The organism is Providencia sp. PROV116, assembly GCF_028482485.1.
In the GTDB taxonomy this organism is placed as follows: Bacteria; Pseudomonadota; Gammaproteobacteria; order Enterobacterales; family Enterobacteriaceae; genus Providencia; species Providencia rettgeri.
Map to the genome: position 1 here is coordinate 93,674 of NZ_JAMPQO010000002.1, position 23,498 is coordinate 117,171.

General features: G+C 38.8%; 22 protein-coding genes and 3 pseudogenes. 10 read left to right on the forward strand and 15 right to left on the reverse strand.

What is annotated here, in order from left to right; genetic code table 11:
- Positions 1–91 precede the first annotated feature (91 nt).
- From PSE72_RS02005 to PSE72_RS02020, 4 genes are all read right to left on the reverse strand, one after another.
- On the reverse strand, positions 92–514 hold the full coding sequence (locus PSE72_RS02005) for a helix-turn-helix domain-containing protein (RefSeq protein ID WP_115167272.1): 423 nt from the start codon (positions 512–514) through the stop codon (positions 92–94).
- A gap of 30 nt (positions 515–544) precedes the next feature.
- Positions 545–1,108: a GNAT family N-acetyltransferase gene (locus PSE72_RS02010; protein WP_115167273.1), complete on the reverse strand. Its 564-nt coding sequence runs from the start codon at positions 1,106–1,108 to the stop codon at positions 545–547.
- Entirely contained in the window at positions 1,089–2,549 is a 1,461-nt protein-coding gene (locus PSE72_RS02015) for an AMP nucleosidase (RefSeq protein WP_004910817.1), read from the reverse strand. Before PSE72_RS02015 ends, PSE72_RS02010 begins: the two co-directional genes overlap by 20 nt.
- 119 nt (positions 2,550–2,668) lie before the next feature.
- Positions 2,669–3,577: an AEC family transporter gene (locus PSE72_RS02020; protein ID WP_198641157.1), complete on the reverse strand. Its 909-nt coding sequence runs from the start codon at positions 3,575–3,577 to the stop codon at positions 2,669–2,671.
- Positions 3,578–3,871: 294 nt separating this feature from the next.
- Between PSE72_RS02020 and PSE72_RS02025 the strand changes: the two genes are divergently transcribed.
- The 4 genes from PSE72_RS02025 (at position 3,872) to PSE72_RS02040 (ending at position 6,826) form a co-directional block, all read left to right on the forward strand.
- Positions 3,872–4,639 (forward strand): basic amino acid ABC transporter substrate-binding protein, encoded by a 768-nt coding sequence (locus PSE72_RS02025; protein ID WP_109912195.1) that lies wholly within the window; start codon positions 3,872–3,874, stop codon positions 4,637–4,639.
- Between the two features lie 65 nt (positions 4,640–4,704).
- A complete protein-coding gene (locus tag PSE72_RS02030) occupies positions 4,705–5,469 on the forward strand; it encodes an amino acid ABC transporter permease (protein WP_004910811.1) in 765 nt (254 codons plus the stop codon).
- The gene (locus PSE72_RS02035) at positions 5,456–6,178 is read left to right on the forward strand and encodes an amino acid ABC transporter ATP-binding protein (protein WP_115167274.1); all 723 of its coding nucleotides are present in this window, start codon (positions 5,456–5,458) and stop codon (positions 6,176–6,178) included. The genes PSE72_RS02030 and PSE72_RS02035 overlap by 14 nt, the downstream gene beginning before the upstream one ends.
- Positions 6,179–6,277: 99 nt before the next feature.
- Positions 6,278–6,826 carry an NADAR family protein gene (locus PSE72_RS02040; RefSeq protein ID WP_115167275.1) on the forward strand — a complete coding sequence of 183 codons (549 nt, stop codon included), beginning with the start codon at positions 6,278–6,280 and terminating at the stop codon, positions 6,824–6,826.
- A gap of 97 nt (positions 6,827–6,923) precedes the next feature.
- Here the strand turns inward: PSE72_RS02040 and PSE72_RS02045 are convergent, their stop codons facing one another.
- On the reverse strand, positions 6,924–7,382 hold the full coding sequence (locus tag PSE72_RS02045) for a GNAT family N-acetyltransferase (RefSeq protein WP_004910809.1): 459 nt from the start codon (positions 7,380–7,382) through the stop codon (positions 6,924–6,926).
- A 103-nt stretch (positions 7,383–7,485) separates the two neighbouring features.
- On the opposite strand from PSE72_RS02045, the gene pdxR reads away from it, so the two are divergent.
- Both pdxR and PSE72_RS02055 read left to right on the forward strand, forming a co-directional pair.
- Entirely contained in the window at positions 7,486–8,973 is a 1,488-nt protein-coding gene (pdxR, locus tag PSE72_RS02050) for a MocR-like pyridoxine biosynthesis transcription factor PdxR (protein WP_217007721.1), read from the forward strand.
- A gap of 94 nt (positions 8,974–9,067) precedes the next feature.
- On the forward strand, positions 9,068–9,649 hold the full coding sequence (locus PSE72_RS02055) for a YebB family permuted papain-like enzyme (RefSeq protein ID WP_115167277.1): 582 nt from the start codon (positions 9,068–9,070) through the stop codon (positions 9,647–9,649).
- Between the two features lie 80 nt (positions 9,650–9,729).
- On the opposite strand, the gene yajD is transcribed toward PSE72_RS02055, so the two are convergent.
- The 3 genes from yajD to PSE72_RS02070 form a co-directional block, all read right to left on the reverse strand.
- Positions 9,730–10,077 carry an HNH nuclease YajD gene (gene yajD / locus PSE72_RS02060; RefSeq protein WP_004910806.1) on the reverse strand — a complete coding sequence of 116 codons (348 nt, stop codon included), beginning with the start codon at positions 10,075–10,077 and terminating at the stop codon, positions 9,730–9,732.
- 171 nt (positions 10,078–10,248) lie between these two features.
- A complete protein-coding gene (locus PSE72_RS02065; protein WP_109912189.1) occupies positions 10,249–11,280 on the reverse strand; it encodes a methionine synthase in 1,032 nt (343 codons plus the stop codon).
- A 29-nt stretch (positions 11,281–11,309) separates the two neighbouring features.
- Complete coding sequence (locus PSE72_RS02070; RefSeq protein WP_115167278.1) at positions 11,310–12,287, reverse strand: DUF1852 domain-containing protein; 978 nt, start codon at positions 12,285–12,287, stop codon at positions 11,310–11,312.
- 364 nt (positions 12,288–12,651) lie between these two features.
- Between PSE72_RS02070 and PSE72_RS02075 the strand changes: the two are divergent.
- The 3 genes and pseudogenes from PSE72_RS02075 to PSE72_RS02085 all read left to right on the forward strand — a co-directional run.
- A pseudogene (locus tag PSE72_RS02075) lies at positions 12,652–12,909 on the forward strand (phage tail sheath C-terminal domain-containing protein); the annotation flags it as partial.
- A 12-nt stretch (positions 12,910–12,921) separates the two neighbouring features.
- Positions 12,922–13,302 carry a phage major tail tube protein gene (locus tag PSE72_RS02080; protein WP_115167279.1) on the forward strand — a complete coding sequence of 127 codons (381 nt, stop codon included), beginning with the start codon at positions 12,922–12,924 and terminating at the stop codon, positions 13,300–13,302.
- A gap of 160 nt (positions 13,303–13,462) precedes the next feature.
- Positions 13,463–14,974 carry a phosphoethanolamine transferase gene (locus tag PSE72_RS02085; protein ID WP_115167280.1) on the forward strand — a complete coding sequence of 504 codons (1,512 nt, stop codon included), beginning with the start codon at positions 13,463–13,465 and terminating at the stop codon, positions 14,972–14,974.
- Between the two features lie 175 nt (positions 14,975–15,149).
- On the opposite strand, the gene PSE72_RS02090 is transcribed toward PSE72_RS02085, so the two are convergent.
- Both PSE72_RS02090 and PSE72_RS02095 read right to left on the reverse strand, forming a co-directional pair.
- Positions 15,150–15,341, reverse strand: a complete 192-nt coding sequence (locus tag PSE72_RS02090) for a hypothetical protein (protein ID WP_198641161.1) — start codon at positions 15,339–15,341, stop codon at positions 15,150–15,152.
- A gap of 37 nt (positions 15,342–15,378) precedes the next feature.
- A pseudogene (locus tag PSE72_RS02095) lies at positions 15,379–15,481 on the reverse strand (phage tail-collar fiber domain-containing protein); the annotation flags it as partial.
- Between PSE72_RS02095 and PSE72_RS02100 the strand changes: the two are divergent.
- A pseudogene (locus tag PSE72_RS02100) lies at positions 15,478–15,642 on the forward strand (phage integrase); the annotation flags it as partial. The pseudogenes PSE72_RS02095 and PSE72_RS02100 overlap by 4 nt on opposite strands.
- Positions 15,643–15,904: 262 nt before the next feature.
- Here the strand turns inward: PSE72_RS02100 and ahpF are convergent.
- The 5 genes from ahpF to PSE72_RS02125 form a co-directional block, all read right to left on the reverse strand.
- Complete coding sequence (gene ahpF / locus PSE72_RS02105; protein WP_115167283.1) at positions 15,905–17,479, reverse strand: alkyl hydroperoxide reductase subunit F; 1,575 nt, start codon at positions 17,477–17,479, stop codon at positions 15,905–15,907.
- 117 nt (positions 17,480–17,596) lie between these two features.
- Positions 17,597–18,160, reverse strand: a complete 564-nt coding sequence (ahpC, locus tag PSE72_RS02110; protein WP_004910793.1) for an alkyl hydroperoxide reductase subunit C — start codon at positions 18,158–18,160, stop codon at positions 17,597–17,599.
- Between the two features lie 188 nt (positions 18,161–18,348).
- Positions 18,349–19,473 carry an ABC transporter permease gene (locus tag PSE72_RS02115; protein WP_217007941.1) on the reverse strand — a complete coding sequence of 375 codons (1,125 nt, stop codon included), beginning with the start codon at positions 19,471–19,473 and terminating at the stop codon, positions 18,349–18,351.
- Positions 19,474–19,478: 5 nt separating this feature from the next.
- Complete coding sequence (rbbA, locus tag PSE72_RS02120) at positions 19,479–22,235, reverse strand: ribosome-associated ATPase/putative transporter RbbA (protein WP_115167285.1); 2,757 nt, start codon at positions 22,233–22,235, stop codon at positions 19,479–19,481.
- Positions 22,232–23,302, reverse strand: a complete 1,071-nt coding sequence (locus PSE72_RS02125; RefSeq protein ID WP_004910790.1) for an HlyD family secretion protein — start codon at positions 23,300–23,302, stop codon at positions 22,232–22,234. Before PSE72_RS02125 ends, rbbA begins: the two co-directional genes overlap by 4 nt.
- Positions 23,303–23,498: the final 196 nt, after the last annotated feature.

Genomic DNA, 23,498 nt, shown 5'->3' on the forward strand with positions numbered 1-23,498 from the left:
GGTAACTGCAATCTTAGGAGTGTAACCAGAGAATCAATCCCATTCCATGCCTGAAAGTAGGATTGATTATTACCAAAAGTGGGATAGTTATTTAGCGTTGATTTTTCTTCAATTGATTTAATTTTAAACTATTTTCCATGATTTTTTGAAAATTAGGGCATAAAAAGTGATTTTTTTCAGGGCAATTCGCAATGTGTAAAATACCTTTTTTTAATGCAGATAACCCCTGTATGGTTTGCTCAATCTCCTCGGTTTTTTCGAGTAAGCTCGCACGTTCAATATTAGGGCCATCCTTATGATTGAGCATGGTAGCAATTTCGTCGAGTGAAAATTTAGCTTCCTGCCCTAATGCAATTAAAGATAAGCGGGTCATAACATCTTTCCCATGATAAACCCGTTTTAACCCCTTGCGGCCTATCGGTTTAATCAAACCTCTTTCTTCATAATAACGTAAGGTTGATGCCGCTAAACCTGATAATTGGCTAACTTGAGAAATATCTAGTTCATCATGCATGAGATAATAACCCGCTCTAACATTCACAACTCAAGCTAATTGTTGCCGTAATAGTACCGTGATCGTGCCATTCATAAATATCTCACGGTCAACTACGTAACCCAATTTTTCAGCCACGCGTAAAGATGCTAAATTCCTCGGCTCAATAAAACAAATAGATTGCCGAAACTTATTTTCTTTTATTAGCCAAGACAATGCAGCCTGCATCGCTTCTGTTGCATAACCTTTTCCTTGATATTCAGGTGCAATGACCCAGCCCGCTTCCGGAATGCCTTTAACTTGCGGCTCGACCATACGATGAAAATCTGCAAACCCCAAATCACCAATATATTGGCCACTCACTTTTTCGCGGACAGCCCAATAACCAAAGCCTAATAATGGCCATAAGCCACCATAAGCTAACATTCTCATCCATGACTCGCGCTCGCTAGATGGCATACCGCCAATGTAGCGAACCATCGACTCGGTCGCCCATAACTTCGCAAGTGCAGGAAAATCACTCACTTGGTGTTTATTTAATATTAATCTGTCTGTCTCAAGTTCAGGTATTACAGACATTGATTGCATCTCCTTGCTATCTAAATGGGGGTTCATCAAACGTTCTTAATTTCCTTGAATGTAATTTATCCCCTTCTTGCCTCAATAAATCAATAGCACGAATACCTATTTGTAAGTGTTCAGAAATTGCACCTTCATAGAAACTGTTTGCTTGGCCCGGTAATTTAATCTCACCATGCAAAGGTTTATCCGAAACACATAAAAGCGTACCGTAGGGAACCCTGAAACGATAACCTTGTGCTGCGATTGTTGCACTTTCCATATCCACTGCAACAGCGCGACTTAAACTAAAGCGGCGAGCCGTTGCAAAAAAGCGTAATTCCCAGTTTCTATCATCTGTTGTAACAACGGTTCCTGTTCGTAGCCGTTGCTTTACCAACTCCCCAGGCATATTACTAACTTGTTTCGTTGCGTCATACAGCGCGCGTTGGACTTCTGCAATACTTGGAATAGGAATATCTGGCGGTAATACATCATCAAGAATATGGTCATCACGCAAATAAGCATGTGCCAAAACATAATCACCAATTTTTTGGCTTTCTCTTAATCCACCACAATGGCCTATCATCAACCAAGCATGTGGTCGTAAAACCGCTAAATGGTCGCAAATATTCTTTGCATTTGAAGGCCCAACACCGATATTCACTAAAGTAATCCCTGCACCATCCCTAGCGATTAGATGATATGCAGGCATTTGAAATTTTTTCCATGTTAAATCAGAAGTGGCAATTTGCGGGTCTGCATTTTCAGCGGTTAAATAATTATGCCCTACACAAGATAATGCAATATAACGACTTTCAGGATCTCGTACCTGTTCACATGCCCAATTCACGAACTCATCAACATAACGGTTATAATTGGTGAACAAAATATACGGTTGAACATGCTCAGGTGGGGTTCCGGTATAATGTTTCAAACGTGCTAATGAAAAATCCACACGTAATGCATCAAAATGGGACAGTGGCATTTCATCTGTAGCAGAATACAAACCATCGGTAATATCATCACTAATGTGAGATAAATCGGTTATAGGAAAATATGCAGCTAAATTACTGCTCATACTCCTATCCAACACTAAGTCTGACCCATCAATGACAAAAGGATAAGGAATTTCAATTTTTGAAGGGCGAACAGCAAAAGTAACATCATAATCCTGTTGCAAAATAGACAGCTGTTCAACTAAATAGGCACGGAATAAATCTGGCTGCGTCACCGTAATGGTGTAATCGCCTCGTTTAACAAAGCGAGCATAAGCACGTGTTTTTTCACAATGATCGATTTTTCCTTCCCATGTTACACATAGCTCGGGGTAAGCGAATAACCCATTTTCCCTTTCTGTAATATCTGGTATGCGGCCTTCTTTTACATAAATAGCGATAGCGTCCCTTAATGAGTCTATCGCATTGCTATATAACAACGAAAGTTTATCCAAAACATCTTCAATAGATAAGTTTTCATATTTCTGGCATTTTTCCAAAGACACACACAACTCCTTATCATCAGATAAAATCATCTCCGATAACATAGAGTATCAGTGTGATAGTTGCAAAATATATCGAGACTAATGTGCTTATCCCACAATTAATATATTCACAATTAATGTACTACAAAGGATAAAACAATGGGTAATGTGAACACAGCAACCACGGTTTGTAAGGTTATTATACCTGCCATTAACTGACTATCTCCATTTAACTGGCGCGTTAAAATATAAGCGGTTGGTGCAGTGGGAATAGCAAAAAATAGCACTAATAGGGTTGTTTCAAGATTTGGCAATGAAAATAAACTCGCTACTGTTACCGCTAAAATAGGCATAAGAAGTAAGCGTAACAGTGTCGATGTCATGATGGGTTTAAATTCATTTTTCAGTGTTGAGGTTTGTAATGCGGCTCCAATACAGATTAGGCCTAGTGGTAAACTAGCGGCTGCGAGTAATTTTAAAAATTGATCAGATCCAAACGGTAACCCCACAGGCGATATATTTAATAACACTCCCACAACACAAGAAATAATTAATGGATTTTTTATGATCGGCAATAAAATTTGCTTAACGGAGACTTTTTGCCCAGAAGATAATGAAAGTACAGCTATGACATTACAGCTTGGCACTAAAACAGCCATAATGACTGCAGCAATAGCAATGCCTTCTTTACCAAATAAATCTGCAACAATGGCCAGCCCTAAATAAGTATTAAAACGCGTAATTCCTTGGATATGAGCCCCAAATCGTGGGATAGGAATTTTGAATAAATATTTGCAACCAAGAACTAACGCAGAACTAATCGCTAAAACATATAGAATGGCGCTCGCTAAATAGGGTAATTTAGGGTTATCCAATGGTGCTGTTGCTAAACTGTTGATTAATAATGCAGGGAATAAAATGAAATAGTTTAACTTTTCAGCACTCGGCCAAAAATCAGTGGCAACTATTGTCGAACGACGTAATACAAACCCCATTGCAATCAGAGCAAATAATGGCCATAAAACTAATAAAATCTTATCCATGAGAACGTAATCTGTTTTATTTGAGTATTAGCTAAGTATATTAATTAGTCTATCGTTAAGTTTTTGTGACGGATAGGTAAAAAAAGCTCTATTTCAATATTTGGTTTTTCTCCATTCATTTTTGCATCAATCAATATTTAATCGATTATCGCTTGTTTATATTTAAATAAATATTTTTTCCATACAAAAAATGAACCCTAAAATTATCTCACTTAGGCATATAAAAATCATTTGCTTACCACGGTAATATTATGTATTTTTATTCACTATAAATGCATAATTAAAGAGGTTGATATGTTTAAAAAATTAGTTTTTGCTGGCTGTATGTCATTGGCAGCCTTCGCCGGGAATGTTTACGCAAAAGAAAGCTATACAGTTGGTGCTGGTGGGACTTACCGTCCATTCGAATATGAAAATAGCCAAAAACAGCTCGAAGGCTTTGATATTGATATCATTAAAGCAATCGCGGAAGCAGAAGGTTTTGACGTTAAACTTGTCAATACTCCTTGGGAAGGGATTTTTGCGACTTTATCGTCAGGTGATAGGGATATTTTAATTTCGGGGATTACAATTACCGATAAACGCAAAAATATGGTTGATTTTTCTAATCCCTATTTCCCTGCTGAGCAAGCGATCGTTATCAGCGAAACATCTGATGTAAAAGATTTAAATAGCTTAAAAGAGCTGAATGTAGGTGTCGTCAACTCCAGCACAGGTGACATTGTTGTTTCTGATGTAATCGGAAAAAACAGTACATCAATTAAACGTTTCGACAATACACCGCTTTTATTACAAGAGCTATTTGAAGATGGTATTGATGCAGCTGTTGGTGATGTTGGTGTGATTAAATATTACATAAAAACGCACCCAGAGAAAAAATTTAAACTGATCTACGATAACCACTTCGAAAAACAATATTTTGGTATTGCTGTCGCAAAAGGAAATAGCGAATTACAGCAAAAAATAAATAATGGCTTAGAAAAAATTATTGCAGACGGTACTTACAATAAAATTTATCAAAAATGGTTTGATGAAAACGTTCCTCAATTACCAAAACAATAATTAAATCTAACTTAAGGCCATCCTTAGATGGCTTTTTCACGTTCTAAATCAGGGTGAAAATTAAGATGTCTGCGTTTCGTTGGGAAATAATTGAAGAATATGCTCCATTATTTGCTGAAGGCGCAATGATGACGATAAAAGCAACCATCATTTGCGTTATTTTAGGCTCATTATGGGGGTTAACTCTCGGCTTAGGAAGAACTGCCAAAGCTGAGCAAGGAATTTGGAAACCGATTTTACATTATTTTGTGCAGTGGCCTGTTCGCTTCTATGTCAGTGCTTTTCGTGGTACTCCGCTATTTGTTCAAATAATGGTTGTTCACTTTGCCTTAGTTCCACTATTTATTAACCCGCGTGATGGCCTATTTGTTACCTCAGGGATAATGTCTATTGATACGGCTAAAATGCTCCGCTCCGATTACGGTGCATTTTTATCTTGTGTCATTGCAATCACTTTAAACTCAGGGGCTTATGTTTCTGAAATTTTTCGTGCGGGCATTCAATCTATTGACAAAGGGCAGATGGAAGCCTCGCGTGCGCTTGGTATGAGTTGGGCAAAAACAATGCGTAAAGTGATCCTTCCACAAGCTTTTCGTCGTATCCTTCCCCCGCTTGGAAATAATGCCATCGCGATTGTTAAGGATTCCTCCCTTGCTTCCGCAATTGGCTTAGCTGATCTCGCCTATGCAGCGAGAACGGTATCCGGTGCTTATGCAACTTATTGGGAACCCTACTTAACGATATCTGTGATTTATTGGATGCTGACATTTATACTTGCTCAGCTGGTGCAATATATGGAAAGAAGGTTGGGCAGAAGTGATTTACGTTAATAATTTACAAAAGAAATTTGGCGATGCTCATGTACTTAGAGGTATTTCTTGCGAAGTTAAACCTCAAGAAGTGATTTGTGTCATAGGCCCTTCTGGCTCAGGCAAAAGTACCTTCTTACGGTGTTTAAACGCACTAGAACGCCCAGATGGCGGTGAAATACAAGTTAACGGTTTTAACGTTCATGACCCTAAAACCGATTTAAATAAAATGAGAGAAAATGTGGGGATGGTGTTTCAGCGTTTTAACTTATTCCCCCATATGACCGTGTTAGAAAATTTAGTGATGGCACCAACCTTAGTAAAAGGAATAAAAAAGGAACTGGCACTTAAACAAGCTGAACAACTCCTAACCAAAGTAGGGCTGTTAGATAAAATTGATGCATGGCCTGCCAGTTTATCCGGTGGGCAGCAGCAACGTGTTGCTATTGCCCGGGCCTTAGCAATGCAACCGTCCATTTTGTTATTTGATGAACCGACGTCTGCGCTTGACCCTGAATTAGTTGGGGAGGTACTTTCTGTGATGAAAACCCTAGCGAATGAAGGTATGACGATGGTTATCGTCACCCATGAAATGGGATTTGCGCGTGAAGTCGCTGACCGCGTTATGTTTATTGACCAAGGTATAATTCAAGAAGAAGGCACACCAGAACAACTCTTTACTGCACCTAAAAACCCACGAACTGCGGAGTTTTTAAGTAAAGTACTTTAATTTTTTTACCTGCTTAGTAATCTAAGCAGGTTTTTCTGATATCCAAATCTTTTTATTATCGATAAGCTAAGAATATTACTCCTTAATAAAACTTAAGTTATGGATATCAAAAGCCTCTGTAAACAATACCGCTCAGGGAAAAAATTTAAATATATTTTCTTCTGGGGCCACCAAACCAAGCAAAACCAAATTACAAAAAGCTGTTTTAGCCAGTGGTACCCTTCCCCATTTGTTGTCGATAATCACCGTTTTGCTAGCGCAGAACATTTTATGATGGCAGAAAAAGCACGCTTATTTGGTGATTTAGAAACATTGGATAAAATTATTCATGCACCAAATCCTGGTGCAGCTAAAGCATTTGGCCGTGAGGTTCGTGGGTTTAAACAAGATATATGGGATGAAAACCGTTTTACCATTGTTGTTGCGGCGAATATGGCCAAATTTTCTCAAAATAAAGAAATTAAGCAGTTTTTACTTGCCACAAACGAACGTGTTCTGGTTGAAGCTAGCCCCGTTGATAAAATTTGGGGAATAGGCCTTGCCGAAGATACTGAAAATATTGAAAACCCATTAACATGGAAAGGGTTAAATTTGCTCGGTTTTGCATTAATGGATGTTAGAAGTCAGTTAGCCAATCTAACTCTCTAATTTTTGCTTATTTTCTGATAAAAACAAAAAACCCGTTGTGACTAAACAGCGGGCCTATCAATATGTTACTGAATATAGGATATGCTACTGCGTTTTATTACAAAGGCATTCTATATTCAATTACCCCTGGTTTTTCTGCAACCCAATTATACAACTTTTGGCCTCGTAAATTGGTTTCCTGTGTATGCCAATATAAGCGGCCACATTGTTTTTCTTGCGCTTGTGTATGTACAAATTCAATTAATTGTTTTCCTACATGCCGTCCACGCATTTCTGGTGTCACATATAAATCTTCTAGGTAACAAAAATCATTTTCTGCCCATGTTGAACGGTGAAATAAATAATTCACAAAACCAACAACTTTTCCACCTTCAAGCGCAACCGCACAATACATCGGTTCATTTTCATCAAAAAAGCGCTCCCATGCTTTTAGGGTAATTTCTTCGCTTAAATCTACTCGATAAAATTTTTGATATTCCAGCCAGTACACTAACCATGCTGGATAATGTTCTGGAGCAACAAATTCTACGGTAACTGATAATGTTGTTTTACTCATAATAACCCTTCCATTTGTAGACATATTACATAATGGAGTTATAGTACATAGCAATCTGGCTCTGTATAAGAGACACTTTTGTTATTTATTTAGGAACCACTTTATGCGACGCCAACAACATGCGCAGTTCCCATTACTTTTACTTGAAGATGGACACATTAAGGAAAATATTTATCACACAATACGTAACGCTATCTTAGATGGACGTATTGCTGCTGGTGTTAAGCTACCTTCTTCGAGAGCATTAGCGGAAATGATGTCGATCTCGCGAAACTCGGTCATTGCTGGGTTTGAACGATTAATTGATGAAGGGTATCTTTACTCGAAAAAAGGCTCAGGAACTTATGTTTCGCCCCATATTCCTGATGAATTAGTTGGCACCATAAGTAGTACTAAACAGCGCGACCAATCTGGATACCCTGCATTAAATCTGAACCCTAGAGTTTCTACTTTAACAAATTTATGGAAAAACTCACGGCCGAATACCGATAAGAACTCAATGTTTAATATTGGTATTGGCTGTGTAGACCAATTTCCACATGAATTATGGGGTAGATTATTAGGCCGAGTTTGGCGTAAATCCAAACATGCAATTACGCATTTTAATCACCCTGATGGGTATACACCGCTTAAAAATTTATTAGTCGATTACGTTCGTTCTACTCGCGGAGTTCATTGTAAACAGCAACAAATTATTATTGTCAATGGAACACAACAAGCCATTAATTTAGCCGCAAAAGTCTTATTACAGCAAGGGGATAAAGTATGGTTAGATGACCCTGGCTATGATAGTGCGAGAGCTATTTTAACCGCAGCAGGTGCTGAGATTGCCGCTATTCCATCTGACAGAGAAGGAATGGATATTGTATATGGTGCAAAACATCATGAAACAGCAAAATTAATTTACACCACGCCTTCTCACCAGTTTCCTCTCGGCACAACTCTCAGCTTACCGAGACGTTTAGCATTATTGGATTGGGCACAACAAAATAATGCATGGGTTTTTGAAGATGACTATAACAGTGAATTTCGTTTTCTATCAAAACCTATTCAAGCCTTACAAGGCTTAGATAATCATCAACGTGTTATTTATGCAGGGACATTCTCTAAAATGATGTATCCCGGTTTTCGTTTAGGTTTTTTAATTGTGCCAGAAATTCTGAGTGAGGCATTCACCATGATGAAATATTATAGTGATAGCCACTGTAGTTATTTAGAGCAGGCAGCTTTAGCGCAGTTTATCCAAGAAGGCCACTATGCACGCCACGTCAGAAAAATACGAAAGATATGTTACGACCGACAAAATACGTTTATCAATGCCATCAACCATTATCTCCCGCATTTATTTGATGTACAAATGACAGACTCAGGCATTCATACCGTTTGTTGGGTTAAAGATGGTTATGATATTAACCTGATCCTTAACCAATGCCGTCTGTTAGGCTTTGGTGCACAACCGCTATCGCGTTACTGCATTCAAAGTGCTCACCAAAATGCGATTCTATTTGGCTACGCCGCTCATGGTGAAAATGAGATAATTAGCAACGTAAAATTACTTAGCGAACAATTGAGTAAAATATCCCCTAGTTAAACAAAAATGATTTTCAGCTTTTATCCGATAGCTAGAAAATTTTCTAATCTTTATAACTGTACCTTAATAGCATTGTTTATATTGAGGTACTTTTATGACAAAAATAAATTATCCCCATGAGTACGAAGTTGGCGATGTTGTCTTTACCAGTATTGGGACCGAATTATTTCGCCAAATAGCCTCAGCATCTTTATGTTGGAGTAACCATGTTGGCATGATTGTCGGCCATAATGGCGAAGACTATTTGATTGCAGAAAGTCGTGTTCCGCTTTCAACAACCACAACCTTATCTCGCTTTATTTCCCGTTCATCTGGTAACCGTTACAGCGTACGTCGATTTGCTCATACACTAACCCATGAACAAAAATCAGCATTAGTCGCTGAAGTTCCTGCTCGCTTAAACAAATTTTACCACACCGGGTTTAATTACAATTCACCTAGGCAGTTTTGCTCTAAGTTTGTTTTTGATATTTACCAATCTGCTTTATCAATCCAAATTGGCGAAATTGAAACCTTTGAAGAATTATTAACTAAAAATCCGAATGCAAAATTAAATTTCTGGAAACTTTGGTTTATTGGTCATATCCCATGGAAACGCACTACAGTGACGCCCGCAAGCCTATGGAATCACCCTGAACTATCACTCGTATATCGTAGTCATGAGGATATTCATTAATAACCAATATGGATTTAAATACGTAAAAAAGCACTCGATAGAGTGCCTTTAAATACAACTGCCTGAGTCTGCAATGATACTTATTTTTTCTTATTCATCATTGATTTTAAATCAGCAAATGGGTTATAGGTCGCTGCTTCAACATCATTTTGCGCATCTTCCCCTGCAACAACATTAGTGCCATACATCTCAGCCTCTGTGTACTTCGAATGCTCATGATCATGGCAAAATAGGCATAATAGTTCCCAATTGCTGCCATCTTCAGGGTTATTAGTATGATCATGGTCGATATGGTGAACCGTTAATTCACGCAAATTTGAATACACAAACTCGCGGGTACAGCGCCCACAAACCCATGGATAAATCTTAAGTGCTTTTTCACGATAGCCACTTTCCAATCGCGCATAGTTTTTAGGGATCAAAGCCATTGCCAATATTCCTATTGAAGATCGTAATTTTGAAATAATACGCCTAATATACCTCAAGTCAGAACAAAAAAAGAAACACAAAACAGCAAAAAACCCAGATATCATGAAGTCCCAACTTTATAGGGCACCTCATCAATTCTGGGTCCTTTTATTCGTTAATTTATACTTAGATTACTTATTCAACAATTCTCTGCGGATAATCTCAGCCCCTGCACTTAATGCATTAAGTTTACCCGTTGCGACACGACGAGATAACGGCGCCATCCCACAGTTTGTTGATGGATAAAGCTTATCTGCATCCACAAATTGCAGTGCTTTACGTAGCGTATTAGCAACTTCTTCTGGTGTTTCGATGATATTACTGGCTACATCAATCGCCCCCACCATCACTTTTTTACCGCGAATAAGCTCAATCAAATCCATTGGAACATGGGAGTTATGGCATTCCAAAGAGATAATATCGATATTCGAGGTTTGTAGTTTTGGGAAAGCCTCTTCATATTGTCGCCACTCGGAGCCCAACGTCTTCTTCCAATCAGTATTAGCTTTGATGCCGTATCCATAACAGATATGAACCGCAGTTTCGCATTTCAGCCCTTCAATGGCTCTTTCAAGCGCAGCTACACCCCAATCGTTGACTTCATCAAAGAATACATTAAAAGCTGGCTCGTCAAACTGAATGATATCAACGCCCGCCGCTTCAAGCTCTTTTGCCTCTTGGTTCAAAATCTTAGCAAATTCCCACGCCAATTTTTCACGACTTTTGTAATGATTATCATACAGGGTATCAATCATCGTCATTGGTCCAGGAAGCGCCCATTTTATCGGCTGGTTCGTTAGCTTACGTAAAAATTTAGCATCTTCGACAAAAACAGGCTTTTGACGTTCAACCGCGCCAACCACCGTTGGCACACTCGCATCATAACGATCGCGAATTTTAACCACTTCACGCTTTGCAAAATCAACACCGCTGAGATGCTCAATAAATGTCGTCACAAAGTGCTGACGTGTTTGTTCACCGTCACTAACAATATCAATTCCAGCACGCAGTTGATCTTCAAGGGATAAGCGCAGTGCGTCTTGTTTTCCCTCAATGAGCTCTTCATTTTGCAACTTCCAAGGAGACCAAAGCGTCTCAGGTTCAGCAAGCCAAGAAGGTTTTGGTAAGCTACCCGCGGTAGATGTTGGTAATAATGTTTTCATAATAATTGACCTTAAATTTTTATAATTAATCAAAGCGCGTAGTTAGCAGACCATTGCTCTAGAATATGCTTATAGGGTTCAATAAAGTGTTCTTCCGTATATTTCCCTTGCTCAATAGCCAATCGGCTACGTTCTTCGCGGTCATAAACAATTTTTGTTAATGAATAATCTTGGTTCGTCAAACTCGGTTGGTAGCATACTCCCGCAACGGAGTTCGCATTATAAATCTCTGGGCGATAAATCTTCTGGAATGTTTCCATCGTGCTAATCGTGCTAATTAATTCAATATTGCTGTAATCGCTCAGCAGATCTCCCGTAAAATAAAATGCCAGCGGTGCAACACTGTTTTGAGGCATGAAATAACGAACCTGTAATCCCATCTTTTTAAAATATTGATCCGTTAATGAAGCCCCATTTTGCTGATATTCAATACCCAATATAGGATGTTGATTCCCAGTTCGGTGATAAATGTCTTTATTGGAGACGCTTAAACATATTACTGGCGCTTTACTAAAATGAGCTTTGTATTCGCTAGAATTAACAAAATATTTAAAGATATTCCCATGTAAGTCACCAAAATTTTCTGGAACACTAAAGTTTGCTTGGTCTTTATTGTGGTCTAACAATAAAACACTAAAATCATAATCACGCACATAAGATGAAAAGTTATTTCCAACTATGCCCTCAGTACGTTTGCCTGTTTTGTGATCAACAATATTGGTTTTCAATATTTCAATCACAGGAAAGGTATTACTATTCCCTTCAACACTCATCTCAACAGAAATAATTTCAAGTTCGATAGAGTAACGGTCACTTTTAGGGTTATCCCAGTAAGCTAATGTATTGAAACGGTTGTTCATCATGACAAGCGTGTTGCGCAAATTTTCTTGGCGATTTTTCCCTCTGGCTAAATTAGCAAAGTTAGTTGTAATACGTGTATTTTCAGAAGGATTATAATTTTCGTCAAAAAGACTACTTTTAATCGTAAATGTAAAATTTTTGTTCATCGTCTCGTCACACCCTAAATTCCAAGATGGAAACTCAATTGACTTCTTGATTTTTTAGAAGTTTTAGTTGCCCATTCATCAATCTTTATGTTGTAAATACGTTAATTTGTTTGCGTTATCTAATTTATGCCAGAGCTGTTGATTGAGTGAAAGCGACTTAATTTCATTTCAAACATGAACGATTTTCATGATCATCTATTTTACTTATTTTAATTATGTGACAGAGAACCAAGAAATATTATTTTACATTATAATTCATAATGTTAAGTACATTATATGGCTAACTTCTTAGAAGGAATGAATATTCGACACAAAGACTTAAACATTGGTTAGTGAAATAAATTTATTTAGTACATATAGAAAAATCGACAAAACACTCACGCCCTCATTGGTAAAAGATATTGTGGATGGTATCAACCGCAAAGGCACGCAACTCGTCACGCATGGCCGTTTGTTAGGGTTTCAATGTTGGTATGACCCACCGGATAACCCGAAAGAAAATTTACGCGATGGTAAGTCACACATTCGCTACAAGTACACTCCCGTACCGCCACTGGAAAACCTGACATTAACACAGGAATTCACTGACGAGTATTTCGCTGTTTTTGACCAACTGGGCTAAGGAAATTGAATTATGGGTATGCCTAAAAAACTTTTTATGTTTGACCTGTTTATTGATGGCCAAACCTACCTTGGACAAGTAGAAGAAGTCACCCCACCAAAGCTGTCATTAAAAACAGAGGATTATCAGGGTGCCGGTATGGTGGGCTCTGTGGCTGTCATGATGGGCTTTGATTCTGGCGCTTTAGATATGGAGGCCTCTATGGGGGGCTTAATGTCTGAATTGCTGGAAAGCTGGGGTGCCACCATTGACGGTAAGCAATTCCGCTTTGCGGGCTCTTACTACAATGATTCAACCGGTGAATCCATTCCGTGTGAAATTCAAACTGGCGGGCGCTTTACCGAATTGGATTTAGGCAGTGCGAAAGCCGGTGATAACACAAACAACCATTAGCATAGCCATGATATAGAACTTTATAATGAGTGACATAGCTCAATCAATGATAAATTTTTCTGATAATATCAAAAATTCAATCCTATTGTTATATTTCGTTTACTCTATTTGTGCTAATCTACGCGGCAAAAATTAAGAGTGAATTGTTAAAAAGCTAGTTATGATCCAGAAAATACAAAATGTAATTTTAAGCAAAATAATGCTGAAGTTTATCGCATTATTTTTTCTCTTTTCTATATTACACAAGGTAATGGGCTATCCATTCAAGCCGCTGTATATATTTTTTATAAGCATTGGTTTACTTTATGTGAAAAATAGTATCTACCGTTTTATTGTTTTATTTTTCACTATTTTAGCTGCTGTTTATTTACCTGTCGGGTTGATCTATAGCTCCCCTACATATAATACAGTTGCTTCCTTTTATTATACCGACATACAAGAATCACGAGAATTTATATCAAATATAGATAATAAATATTTTATTTATTCTATCTTAATACTCGCTTTTGGAACTTTAGTTAGCTTTATTAAAGCCAATCCGATGAATTATCATAAAAAGACAATATTAAGTATCGTAATGGTGGTTTTTTTCTTCACTCCCTCAAAATATGCTTTAAGTGGTAAATATGAGAGAGCGGCTAATTCAGGAACACCAGAAACTCGTTTTTTTACAGAGCTCATTTATTCTATTTATTCCTTAATCAATGAGGTTGAATTATATACAAGTGATGACACTTTTAAAATCACTGACGTTAATAACCAATATGATACTTACGTTATTGTTATTGGTGAAAGTGTCCGAAAAGATTTTATGCAAGAATACGGTTTTAAAATACAGAACACGCCATTTATGAGCTCAATCAATGGGACTTTTTTTACTAACTACACCTCTGCAGCGAGTTCGACACAACCTTCTTTAACGCATAGCTTATCCTTATATCCTGAAATCGGTAATAACATCATGACATTAGCTAACAAAGCAGGTTTTGATACTTACTGGTTATCTAATCAAGGATTTGTGGGTGAATATGACGGCTCAGTTGCCGCTATTGGACGAAGAGCAAACAATAGTTTTTTTATTAAAAGAAGAAGTTCAGATGATAAATTAGTCTCTCCAGACGATGCATTGTTGCCAGAATTTAAATTGGCTTTGAAGTCCCAAGTACCTAAAAAACTTATTGTTGTTCATCTTATGGGAAGTCATACGCCATTTTGTACCAGAACAGAGGAGCAGTTTGATCATTTTTATCAGAATAAAAAATTCTCTTGTTATGTCCAGAGTATAAAAAATACAGATAAATTGTTATCAGAAATATATTCTGACTTAAGTAAAACTAAATCAAAATGGTCAATGATGTATTTTTCTGATCATGCGTTATCTTTAACATATGACAAAAATGAATTGGCACATAGTGATAAGTACAAGCAGAACTATGAAGTGCCTTTTTTCATCACATCTTATAATTCTAAGCATAAAGAAATGATAAACAGCCGTCGTAGTGGGCTAAGTTTTATGTCTTTATTTTCTCAGTGGACCGGAATAGAAGAAAGTAATATTGAAAGTAATTGTGATATGTTGTCTAAAAACGATTGCCCTAACCAAAATATTATAATTGATTTTAATAGAAATCATCGCATGTTTGATGATTTACCCGATGATTATTCCAAATAAGAATAAAATGGGATGCCTTCACTCATAAGGCATCCTTAAAATATTACGGATAAACTAGCCAAATAATATCCGACGCAGTTGAAGTCTCTACTCGATTTAATATTACTCAATATCTTTTCCAGGCGCTTAACTGTAATTTCTGACTTTCTAAAGCAATCCCTAAATCTAATGCATCTTATAATGGAGTTATGATCTTATCTGCATGATTGATCAATTTAACTTTACATTTATTAGCTATATAAACTTCTTTTTCTTTCAATTCAGTCGCTCCAAGTTCTTTCCATTCTGGGAATCCGTTAAAGTTTTGTATAACTTTGAAACCTAATTTCTCGGTTTTTGTAAACTCATCATAAGTAGACTGGAACACCCAAACGCCTTTTAAGTCACTTTCAATCTCAGCACTAAATCATACGGATAGTTTGCGTGCGACCTGAGCCCACGGCGTTTATAAGTTTCAGGGCAATTTGCCACGACCACCAATAACCCCGATTTATCAAACAAACCAAGCAACCCATTTTATGATGAATGGCGGTAGTATTATTACTTTGCAGAGAATCTTAGGTCACTCGACATTACAGCAAACACTGACCTACGCACACTTTGCACCGGACTTTCTTCAAGATGCGATTACGTATAATCCATTAAAGGGAGGAACAGAGTTAGCTTAATAGATTGTTCGTTTTAGGATGATTTTGACGACGAAAACCGAGGCAAATTTAACTTTTGCATGTCCACAAATTGTCCACACTGGGATGCATTTCTCCGCTGTAAGTACCACCAAATCAGCGTTTAGATCGTCCACAAGTTGTCCACACTTGAACACTTTTAGGCACTTTTGAGCCTTTTTTGTACAGATTATGCACAAAAAAAAAGGCACTCGCCCCCGAGTGCCTTTTGACTACAACTCACTGAATATAAAGTAAATTACACCTATTCAGCGGTTCTGGTACTTGTGCGGATCAGGTAATCAAATGCGCTAAGTGCGGCTTTTGCTCCTTCTCCGGCTGAAATAATAATTTGCTTATAAGGGACTGTAGTACAGTCACCTGCAGCGAAAATACCTTTAATACTGGTTTCATTACGAGCGTCAATTTCAATTTCGCCCATACGGTTTCTGGCGACCGTATCACCTAACCAATTGGTATTTGGCAATAAACCAATTTGTACAAATGCGCCGGCAACTTCCAGTAAATGAGTACTATTATCAGTACGATCTTTGTATTCAAGCCCCGTCATTTTGCTACCATCACCTTTTACTTCTAAGGTTTGCGCATTGACGATAATATCGACATTTTTCAGGCTACGGGCTTTTTGCTGTAACACTGAGTCTGCTTTCAGTTCCGGAGCAAACTCCAGTACGGTCACATGTTCAACCACTCCAGCTAAATCGATAGCCGCTTCAATACCTGAGTTGCCGCCACCAATAACAGCAACACGTTTACCTTTAAATAATGGGCCATCACAATGCGGACAGAATGTTACGCCTTTAGTGCGGTATTCTTGTTCCCCCGGAACACCCATATTTCTCCAGCGCGCACCCGTTGAAATAATGATACTACGTGATTTTAAGATACCACCTGATGCTGTTTCGATTTGGTGTAATCCACCTTCTTCTGCAGCAGGTATCAGTTTTGCAACTGATTGGCCATCAATGACATCAACATCATAGTTGTCCACGTGGTTCTTTAATGCACCTGCAAAAATAGCGCCTTCCGTTTTGATAACTGAAATATAGTTTTCAATATCAACCGTATCCATGACTTGGCCACCAAAACGCTCACCAATCACACCAGTGCGGATCCCTTTACGAGCCGTATAAATTGCCGCTGAAGCCCCTGCTGGGCCACTACCAATAACAAGTACTTCAAAAGGTTCGCGCTCTGTTAGTGATTTTGCTGCACGCGCATCTGCATTGGTATCGACTTTGCTAACAATCTCGCTTAATGTCATACGCCCTTGACCAAACTCTTTTCCATTCAGGAAAATCGCAGGAACGCCCATTACATTACGTTCATCAATTTCATTTTGGAAAAGTGCACCATCAATAGCGGTATGACTAACATTTGGATTTAAAACTGCCATCAAGTTCAGTGCCTGAACAACATCTGGGCAGTTATGGCAAGATAAAGAATAATAAGTCTCAAAATGAAACTCGCCCTCAAGACCTTTAACCTGCTCTAATAACTCTTGTGCTTCTTTCGATGGATGACCACCGATTTGCAATAAAGCCAGCACAAGAGACGTAAATTCATGTCCCAGAGGCGAGCCTGCAAAACGCAAACCACTATCTGTACCTGGGTTAGTAATTAAAAAAGAAGGTGTTCTTACTGCACTATTTCGTTCTTCACGTACAGTGACTTTATCAGACAACGACGCAATTTGTTCTAACAGCTGTTTGATTTCATTTGATTTTTGGCTGTCATCTATATTAGCAACTAATTCAACGGGCTTAGTTAAACGTTCTAAGTAGGCTTTCAATTGTGCCTGTAAATTATTGTCGAGCATGTAATCCCCTTTAATTTTTATCATAAAATCGGGTACATATACCCGTCATGATCCAAGTTGCAGGCCTAGACACCTGCAACCTGAATTATTCAGTATTAATCAATTAAGCTAGATTAATTAGATTTTGCCGACTAAGTCCAAAGATGGGGACAGCGTTGCATCACCTTCTTTCCATTTAGCTGGGCAAACTTCACCTGGGTGACTAGCAACATATTGCGCTGCTTTTACTTTACGCAGTAAATCTGAAGCGTCACGGCCAATGCCTTCTGCTGTAACTTCAATCGCTTGGATGATACCTTGTGGGTCAACAACGAAAGTACCGCGGTCTGCTAAGCCTTCATCTTCACGCATGTTTTCGAAGTTACGTGTTAATGCGCCTGTTGGGTCACCAATCATTGCATATTTGATTTTACCGATAGTTTCTGAACTTGCATGCCATGCTTTATGGGTAAAATGTGTGTCAGTAGAAACAGAGAAAATTTCAACACCTAATTTTTGGAATTCTTCATAATGATCAGCAATGTCACCCAATTCTGTTGGGCAAACAAAGGTGAAGTCAGCTGGATAAAAGAAGAAAACACTCCATTTACCTGCAACATCTTTCTCAGAAACTTCGATGAATTCACCGTTTTTAAATGCTTGGTTAGTAAATGGTTTGATTTGAGTATTAATTAATGACATATGATGTTCTCCTGTTTGGTTGCCTATTAAGTTACTGTTTTACAGCAGCTTAATCCAATCATTACCTACTATCGATTTGATAGGTGCAGCCTAATCATATTTCAAAAATCAATAGGTGAGACATTAAAACGCTTCCTGTTCTGTTCAGCAAGCGTTTTATTTATAAGGCCTATTTTATGTTCAGTGAGTTAAGCCATGGTGGCAATCGTTTTGCGAAAACGAATGAGTGCGAGGGAAAAGAATACAGCGCCAATCACAACGAGCACTGCAAATTGAGGCCAAACAATTTGGAAACCTGCTCCGCGATATAAAATCGCCTGAGCTAGACTAACAAAGTGTGTGGTCGGCATGGTTAACATAATATCTTGAACGAGCTGGGGCATGCTTTCTCGTGCTGTCATCCCGCCAGAAAGCATGTTTAATGGCAACAGTACTAAAATCATCAACAAACCAAACTGAGGCATAGATCGTGCAATTGTCCCCATAAAAATACCAATTGATGTTGTCGCAAATAAACTCAAGGCAACTCCACACATAAACAATAAGATAGACCCTTCTATGGGGACTTGTAGCAATGTTTTTACCACTAAAATTAAGGAAACACCGGATGCAATCAATACCACCAGCCCCATTGACCATATTTTTGACATCATAATTTCAAATGGTGTTAGTGGCATGACCATCAAGTGCTCAACGGTACCGTGCTCTCGCTCCCTGATAAGTGCTGCCCCCGTCAAAACGATCGATAGCATCGTAATATTATTGATAATTGCCATAACAGAACCGAACCATGACTGCGTCAAGTTAGGATTAAAGCGCATACGCACTTCCAAATCGACAGGCAAACTCGCATTACTGCGGTATTTTGCTAAAAATTCGTTCACTTCACCTAAGGTAATATTTTGAATATAACTATTCCCTAAGAAGGCTTGGCTCATTCTTGTTGCATCAATATTCACCTGAATTTCTGGATGCCGGCCGGCAAGCACATCACGTTGAAAATTAGGCGGAATATCTAATGCAAATGTATATGAGCCACGGTTTAACAAGCCATCAATTTGGTCTGGTGTGATATCTACGGGAGGTAAGAAATAAGGTGCGTAAAAGCTATTGATTATCCGGTTTGATAACTGTGACTTATCTTGGTCAGCAATCGCAATGGGAGCATTATGTAAAGAACCGGGTGTCACCGTTGCCGACGAATAAATCGATACCGTAAAAGCAAAGACAATCAAGGCTAGCATTGCTTTATCGCGGCCCAGACTGCGCAATTCTTTGATTCCTAAATTAAATATATTCTGAATTTTACGTATCATCACTATGCCTCCTGCTTTTTCAGGAATAAAACACTTAGCCCAATAACCAGTGGTACGGTGATCAGTAATGGAATAAATGATGACTGTAAATCGAATAAATTTAATCCCTTAGAGAAGGTTCCTCGCGTGATAGTCAGAAAGTGCGACGTTGGATAAACCATTCCAACCCAACGGCCAATACCCTCCAATGATGAGACAGGGTCAATCATTCCTGAAAACTGAGTTGCTGGTATCAACGTGATGATAGAAGTACCAAAAATTGCCGCAATTTGGCTTTTCATAAAGCATGAAATTAGTAGTCCCATACCTGTTGCAATACTAATATACAGAAATGCTGCCAGCGTTAATGTCAGAAAGCTACCTTTAAATTCAACACCAAATATATACACTGATAATATGCACAGTAATACAAAGTTAAACATGCCTAATAAAATGTAAGGGAGCTGTTTTCCAAGTAAAAATTCTAATTTGGTGATCGGGGTGACATAAAGATTGATAATCGAACCAAGTTCTTTTTCCCGAACAACACTTAACGCACTCAACATGGCAGGGATCATCATTAATAATAATGGAATAACCGCGGGAACAATCGCTGGTAAGCTACGAACATCTGGGTTATATCGATATCGAGTTTCAATATCGATAGCGGGCATACCAGCAACACCAACGGGTTGGCGAGCTGCCATCGTACTTAGCCATGCTAAGTGCATTGCTTGTACATAGCCACGCACAGTTTCAGCACGGTTTGGCATGGCACCATCAATCCACACGCCAATTTTAACGTTATTACCACGGGCAACATCCCTTGCAAAATTAGGTGGAATTTCAATCGCAACAGTAACATCACCGCTACGCATTTTTGCCTCTAAGTCATCATAATCTTTAATTGGTGGTTGTTCGATAAAGTAACGTGAGCCTGCTAAGTTCAGAGTATATCCCTGACTTAGCCCTGTTTGGTCGCGATCGAGTACTGAAAAACGTAAATTTTCTACATCCATACTAATACCGTAACCCATGATAAACATGAGAATTACAGTTCCCAATAACGCCAATGTAGAACGGACAGGATCTCGACGCAATTCCATGCCTTCCCGGATGGAATAACTAAATAACCGACGTAAACTAAAGCGTTTTTTCAACGCTTCAGTCGCTTGTTCTTTCAGTTCAGGGTCAACATGGAACTCAGGCGCAGTTTCTTGCCCTTGCCCTGCATCACCTACCGCATCTTGCAAATAAGCAATAAAAGTTTCTTCTAATGTCGCTAATCCGCGTTTTTTGGTTAAGTTTGCAGGCGTATCACAATCAAGTACCTTTCCTGCATGCATTAATGAAATCCGGTCACAGCGTTCGGCTTCATTCATAAAGTGAGTTGAGATAAAAATTGTGACGCCGTCACGCCTTGATAAATCGACCATTAAATTCCAGAACATATCTCTGGCAACAGGGTCCACTCCTGACGTTGGCTCATCGAGGATTAACATTTCAGGTTCATGAATAACAGCGACAGCTAAAGATAACCGTTGACGAATTCCTAAAGGCAAATCATCAGGCATAGTATCCCTGACTTCCTCGAGTTCAAATCGTTGACACATATCATCAATGCGTTGTGCGATTTTTTCTTCTGGAATATGAAAGAGTTTTGCATGCAGTTCAAGGTTTTGCTCAACACTGAGTTCACTATATAACGAGAAAGCTTGCGACATATAACCGACGCGTTTGCGTGTTTCGATATCCTTAGGATCAATTTCTTGACCGAATAGCCATGCTTGACCTTCACTGGCTTGCAATAACCCCGTCAACATTTTCATGGTGGTCGATTTACCACACCCATTGGAGCCTAAAAAACCGAAAATCTCCCCTTTCGGAATTTTAAAATTAACATGGTCAACAGCGACAAAGTTGCCAAAACGCATGGTTAGGTCTTGAGCCTCAATGGCAATAATATTGTCTTTTGTGGTATCACGCGCAGGGATCACAACCTTTTTGTGCCCGCTACGCTTTTCTTCTGGTAGTAATTGAATAAACGCAGCTTCAAGGTCATCACATTGCGTCTGTGCTTTTAATTCAGATGCATGGCCAGTGGCAAGCACCTTGCCATCATCCATTGCCACTAACCAATCAAAACGTTCGGCTTCTTCCATATAAGCTGTTGCGACCAAAACACTCATATTGGTTTGTCGCAAACGAATACGATCGATTAAATCCCAAAATTGTGCACGAGATAACGGGTCAACCCCAGTGGTAGGTTCATCTAAAATTAATAAATCGGGATCATGAATTAACGCACAGCATAATCCCAACTTTTGTTTCATGCCTCCTGATAATTTGCCAGCAGGACGGTCTTTAAAGGGTGCAAGCCCTGTACTTTCAAGTAAATCTTGAATGCGATATTCACGCTCAGCTTTTGATTGACCAAATAAACGCCCAAAAAAATCGACGTTTTCATAAACAGATAATGTATGGTAGAGATTCTTCCCTAAACCTTGTGGCATGTAAGCGATGCGAGGGCAAACAGCTCGGCGGTGTTCAATGTCATTCATATCACCATCAAGTACCGTTATTTGGCCTTCTTGAATCACTCTTGCCCCCGCGATCAGAGAAATCAAGCTTGATTTTCCTACACCATCTGGACCAATCAACCCAACCATTTTTCTTGCTGGGATGGAAAGCACAATGTCATCCAACGCACAATTATCACCATAATGCTGGCTGACATGCTGTATATCGATAATCACATCATCCATCAGTTTATTGGTCATTGTGGTAATCTCACCTCAAGTTCAGCAGGCCAAGATTCATTCGGATCCAAACGTACATACGCTTTACCAGGTAACCCTGTTTTGACATATTCTAAGTGTTGCTCTAATAACTCAGGGGAAATACGCGCACGTACTCTGAACATCAATTTTAAGCGTTCATTTTGTGTTTCTACGGTTTTGGGTGTGAATTGTGCAACACTTGCCACGAACGTGGTTTTTGCTGGGATCACGATGTTTGGTGCAGCATCAAGGATAATGTGAACATCACTGCCTAAGGCAACTTTACCTGCATCTTCAGTCGGTAAGAAAAAGGTCATATACACATCACTTAAATCGACCATATTCAAGACCCGCCCACCAGCGCCAAGTACCTCTCCAGGCTCAGCGACACGATATTGAATACGCCCGTTCCTTGGCGCTTTTAGAATGCTATCATCTAAGTCCGCAATAATACGACGTTCCGTTGCTGTCGCTGCATCAACACGGTTTTTCGCTTGAACAATACCGGCGCTTGCAGAATCAATCGCTGATGTCGCGGCGGCAACTTGTGCTTTTGACGCCTCCAGTGCTGCGCGAGCACCTTGCATCTGCGCTGTATCATCATCGACTTGTTGTTGAGAAACAGCATTGGTTCTTACCAAAGCTCTAGAGCGATTTAACCGTTTTTGTGCAGCGTCTAATTCCGCTTCACGTTGACGAACAACGGCTTGAGCAGCAACTTTTTCACTTTTTCGTTGGGCTAAAGCAGATTCGGCTGTCGTCACTGCACTAATCGCTTGGCGCAACTGGGCTTGTACTTCATGAAGCTGCTCTTGAAGCGCTCGAGTATCCATACGAGCAAGTTCTTGGCCTTCTTTAACAAAATCCCCTTCTTTGACGTTAATCGTTTCAATGCGCCCTGCAGTCTTAGTCGCAATATCAATTTCCGTTGCTTCTATACGGCCATTACTTTGTGCAAATCCAGCAGGTAGCCCACCTGAATTAACATTCCAGTAATAAAAACCACCCGCAACAATAATTATTATTAAAATGATGTAAAAAGATATTTTTTGCTTATTTATTTTCATACCATCCCTTTCCATTAAATGAGAAAACAAGGAACAACAATTATTTTGATTATTAACCTGGTAAATATTAATAAAACGATATAACTGTCCTATATGCTAAATAAATACAACTAAGACAAAAGTAATAATTTTTTATTTTTTAACTATGTTAGTACGTGTAAACACAGTTATTAAATTAGCTATCTATCTAATTTAA

Excerpts from the sequence above, each read along its gene's own strand:
- PSE72_RS02030 (WP_004910811.1), top strand. The coding sequence starts at position 4,705 with ATGTCTGCGTTTCGTTGGGAAATAATTGAAGAATATGCTCCATTATTT.
- PSE72_RS02055 (WP_115167277.1), top strand. The coding sequence starts at position 9,068 with ATGACAAAAATAAATTATCCCCATGAGTACGAAGTTGGCGATGTTGTC.
- PSE72_RS02085 (WP_115167280.1), top strand. The coding sequence starts at position 13,463 with ATGATCCAGAAAATACAAAATGTAATTTTAAGCAAAATAATGCTGAAG.
- pdxR (WP_217007721.1), top strand. The coding sequence starts at position 7,486 with ATGCGACGCCAACAACATGCGCAGTTCCCATTACTTTTACTTGAAGAT.
- rbbA (WP_115167285.1), bottom strand. The coding sequence starts at position 22,235 with ATGACCAATAAACTGATGGATGATGTGATTATCGATATACAGCATGTC.
- yajD (WP_004910806.1), bottom strand. The coding sequence starts at position 10,077 with ATGGCTTTGATCCCTAAAAACTATGCGCGATTGGAAAGTGGCTATCGT.
- PSE72_RS02025 (WP_109912195.1), top strand. The coding sequence starts at position 3,872 with ATGTTTAAAAAATTAGTTTTTGCTGGCTGTATGTCATTGGCAGCCTTC.
- PSE72_RS02045 (WP_004910809.1), bottom strand. The coding sequence starts at position 7,382 with ATGAGTAAAACAACATTATCAGTTACCGTAGAATTTGTTGCTCCAGAA.
- PSE72_RS02040 (WP_115167275.1), top strand. The coding sequence starts at position 6,278 with ATGGATATCAAAAGCCTCTGTAAACAATACCGCTCAGGGAAAAAATTT.
- PSE72_RS02020 (WP_198641157.1), bottom strand. The coding sequence starts at position 3,577 with ATGGATAAGATTTTATTAGTTTTATGGCCATTATTTGCTCTGATTGCA.
- PSE72_RS02070 (WP_115167278.1), bottom strand. The coding sequence starts at position 12,287 with ATGAACAAAAATTTTACATTTACGATTAAAAGTAGTCTTTTTGACGAA.
- ahpF (WP_115167283.1), bottom strand. The coding sequence starts at position 17,479 with ATGCTCGACAATAATTTACAGGCACAATTGAAAGCCTACTTAGAACGT.
- PSE72_RS02005 (WP_115167272.1), bottom strand. The coding sequence starts at position 514 with ATGCATGATGAACTAGATATTTCTCAAGTTAGCCAATTATCAGGTTTA.
- ahpC (WP_004910793.1), bottom strand. The coding sequence starts at position 18,160 with ATGTCATTAATTAATACTCAAATCAAACCATTTACTAACCAAGCATTT.
- PSE72_RS02065 (WP_109912189.1), bottom strand. The coding sequence starts at position 11,280 with ATGAAAACATTATTACCAACATCTACCGCGGGTAGCTTACCAAAACCT.
- PSE72_RS02080 (WP_115167279.1), top strand. The coding sequence starts at position 12,922 with ATGGGTATGCCTAAAAAACTTTTTATGTTTGACCTGTTTATTGATGGC.
- PSE72_RS02010 (WP_115167273.1), bottom strand. The coding sequence starts at position 1,108 with ATGAACCCCCATTTAGATAGCAAGGAGATGCAATCAATGTCTGTAATA.
- PSE72_RS02125 (WP_004910790.1), bottom strand. The coding sequence starts at position 23,302 with ATGAAAATAAATAAGCAAAAAATATCTTTTTACATCATTTTAATAATA.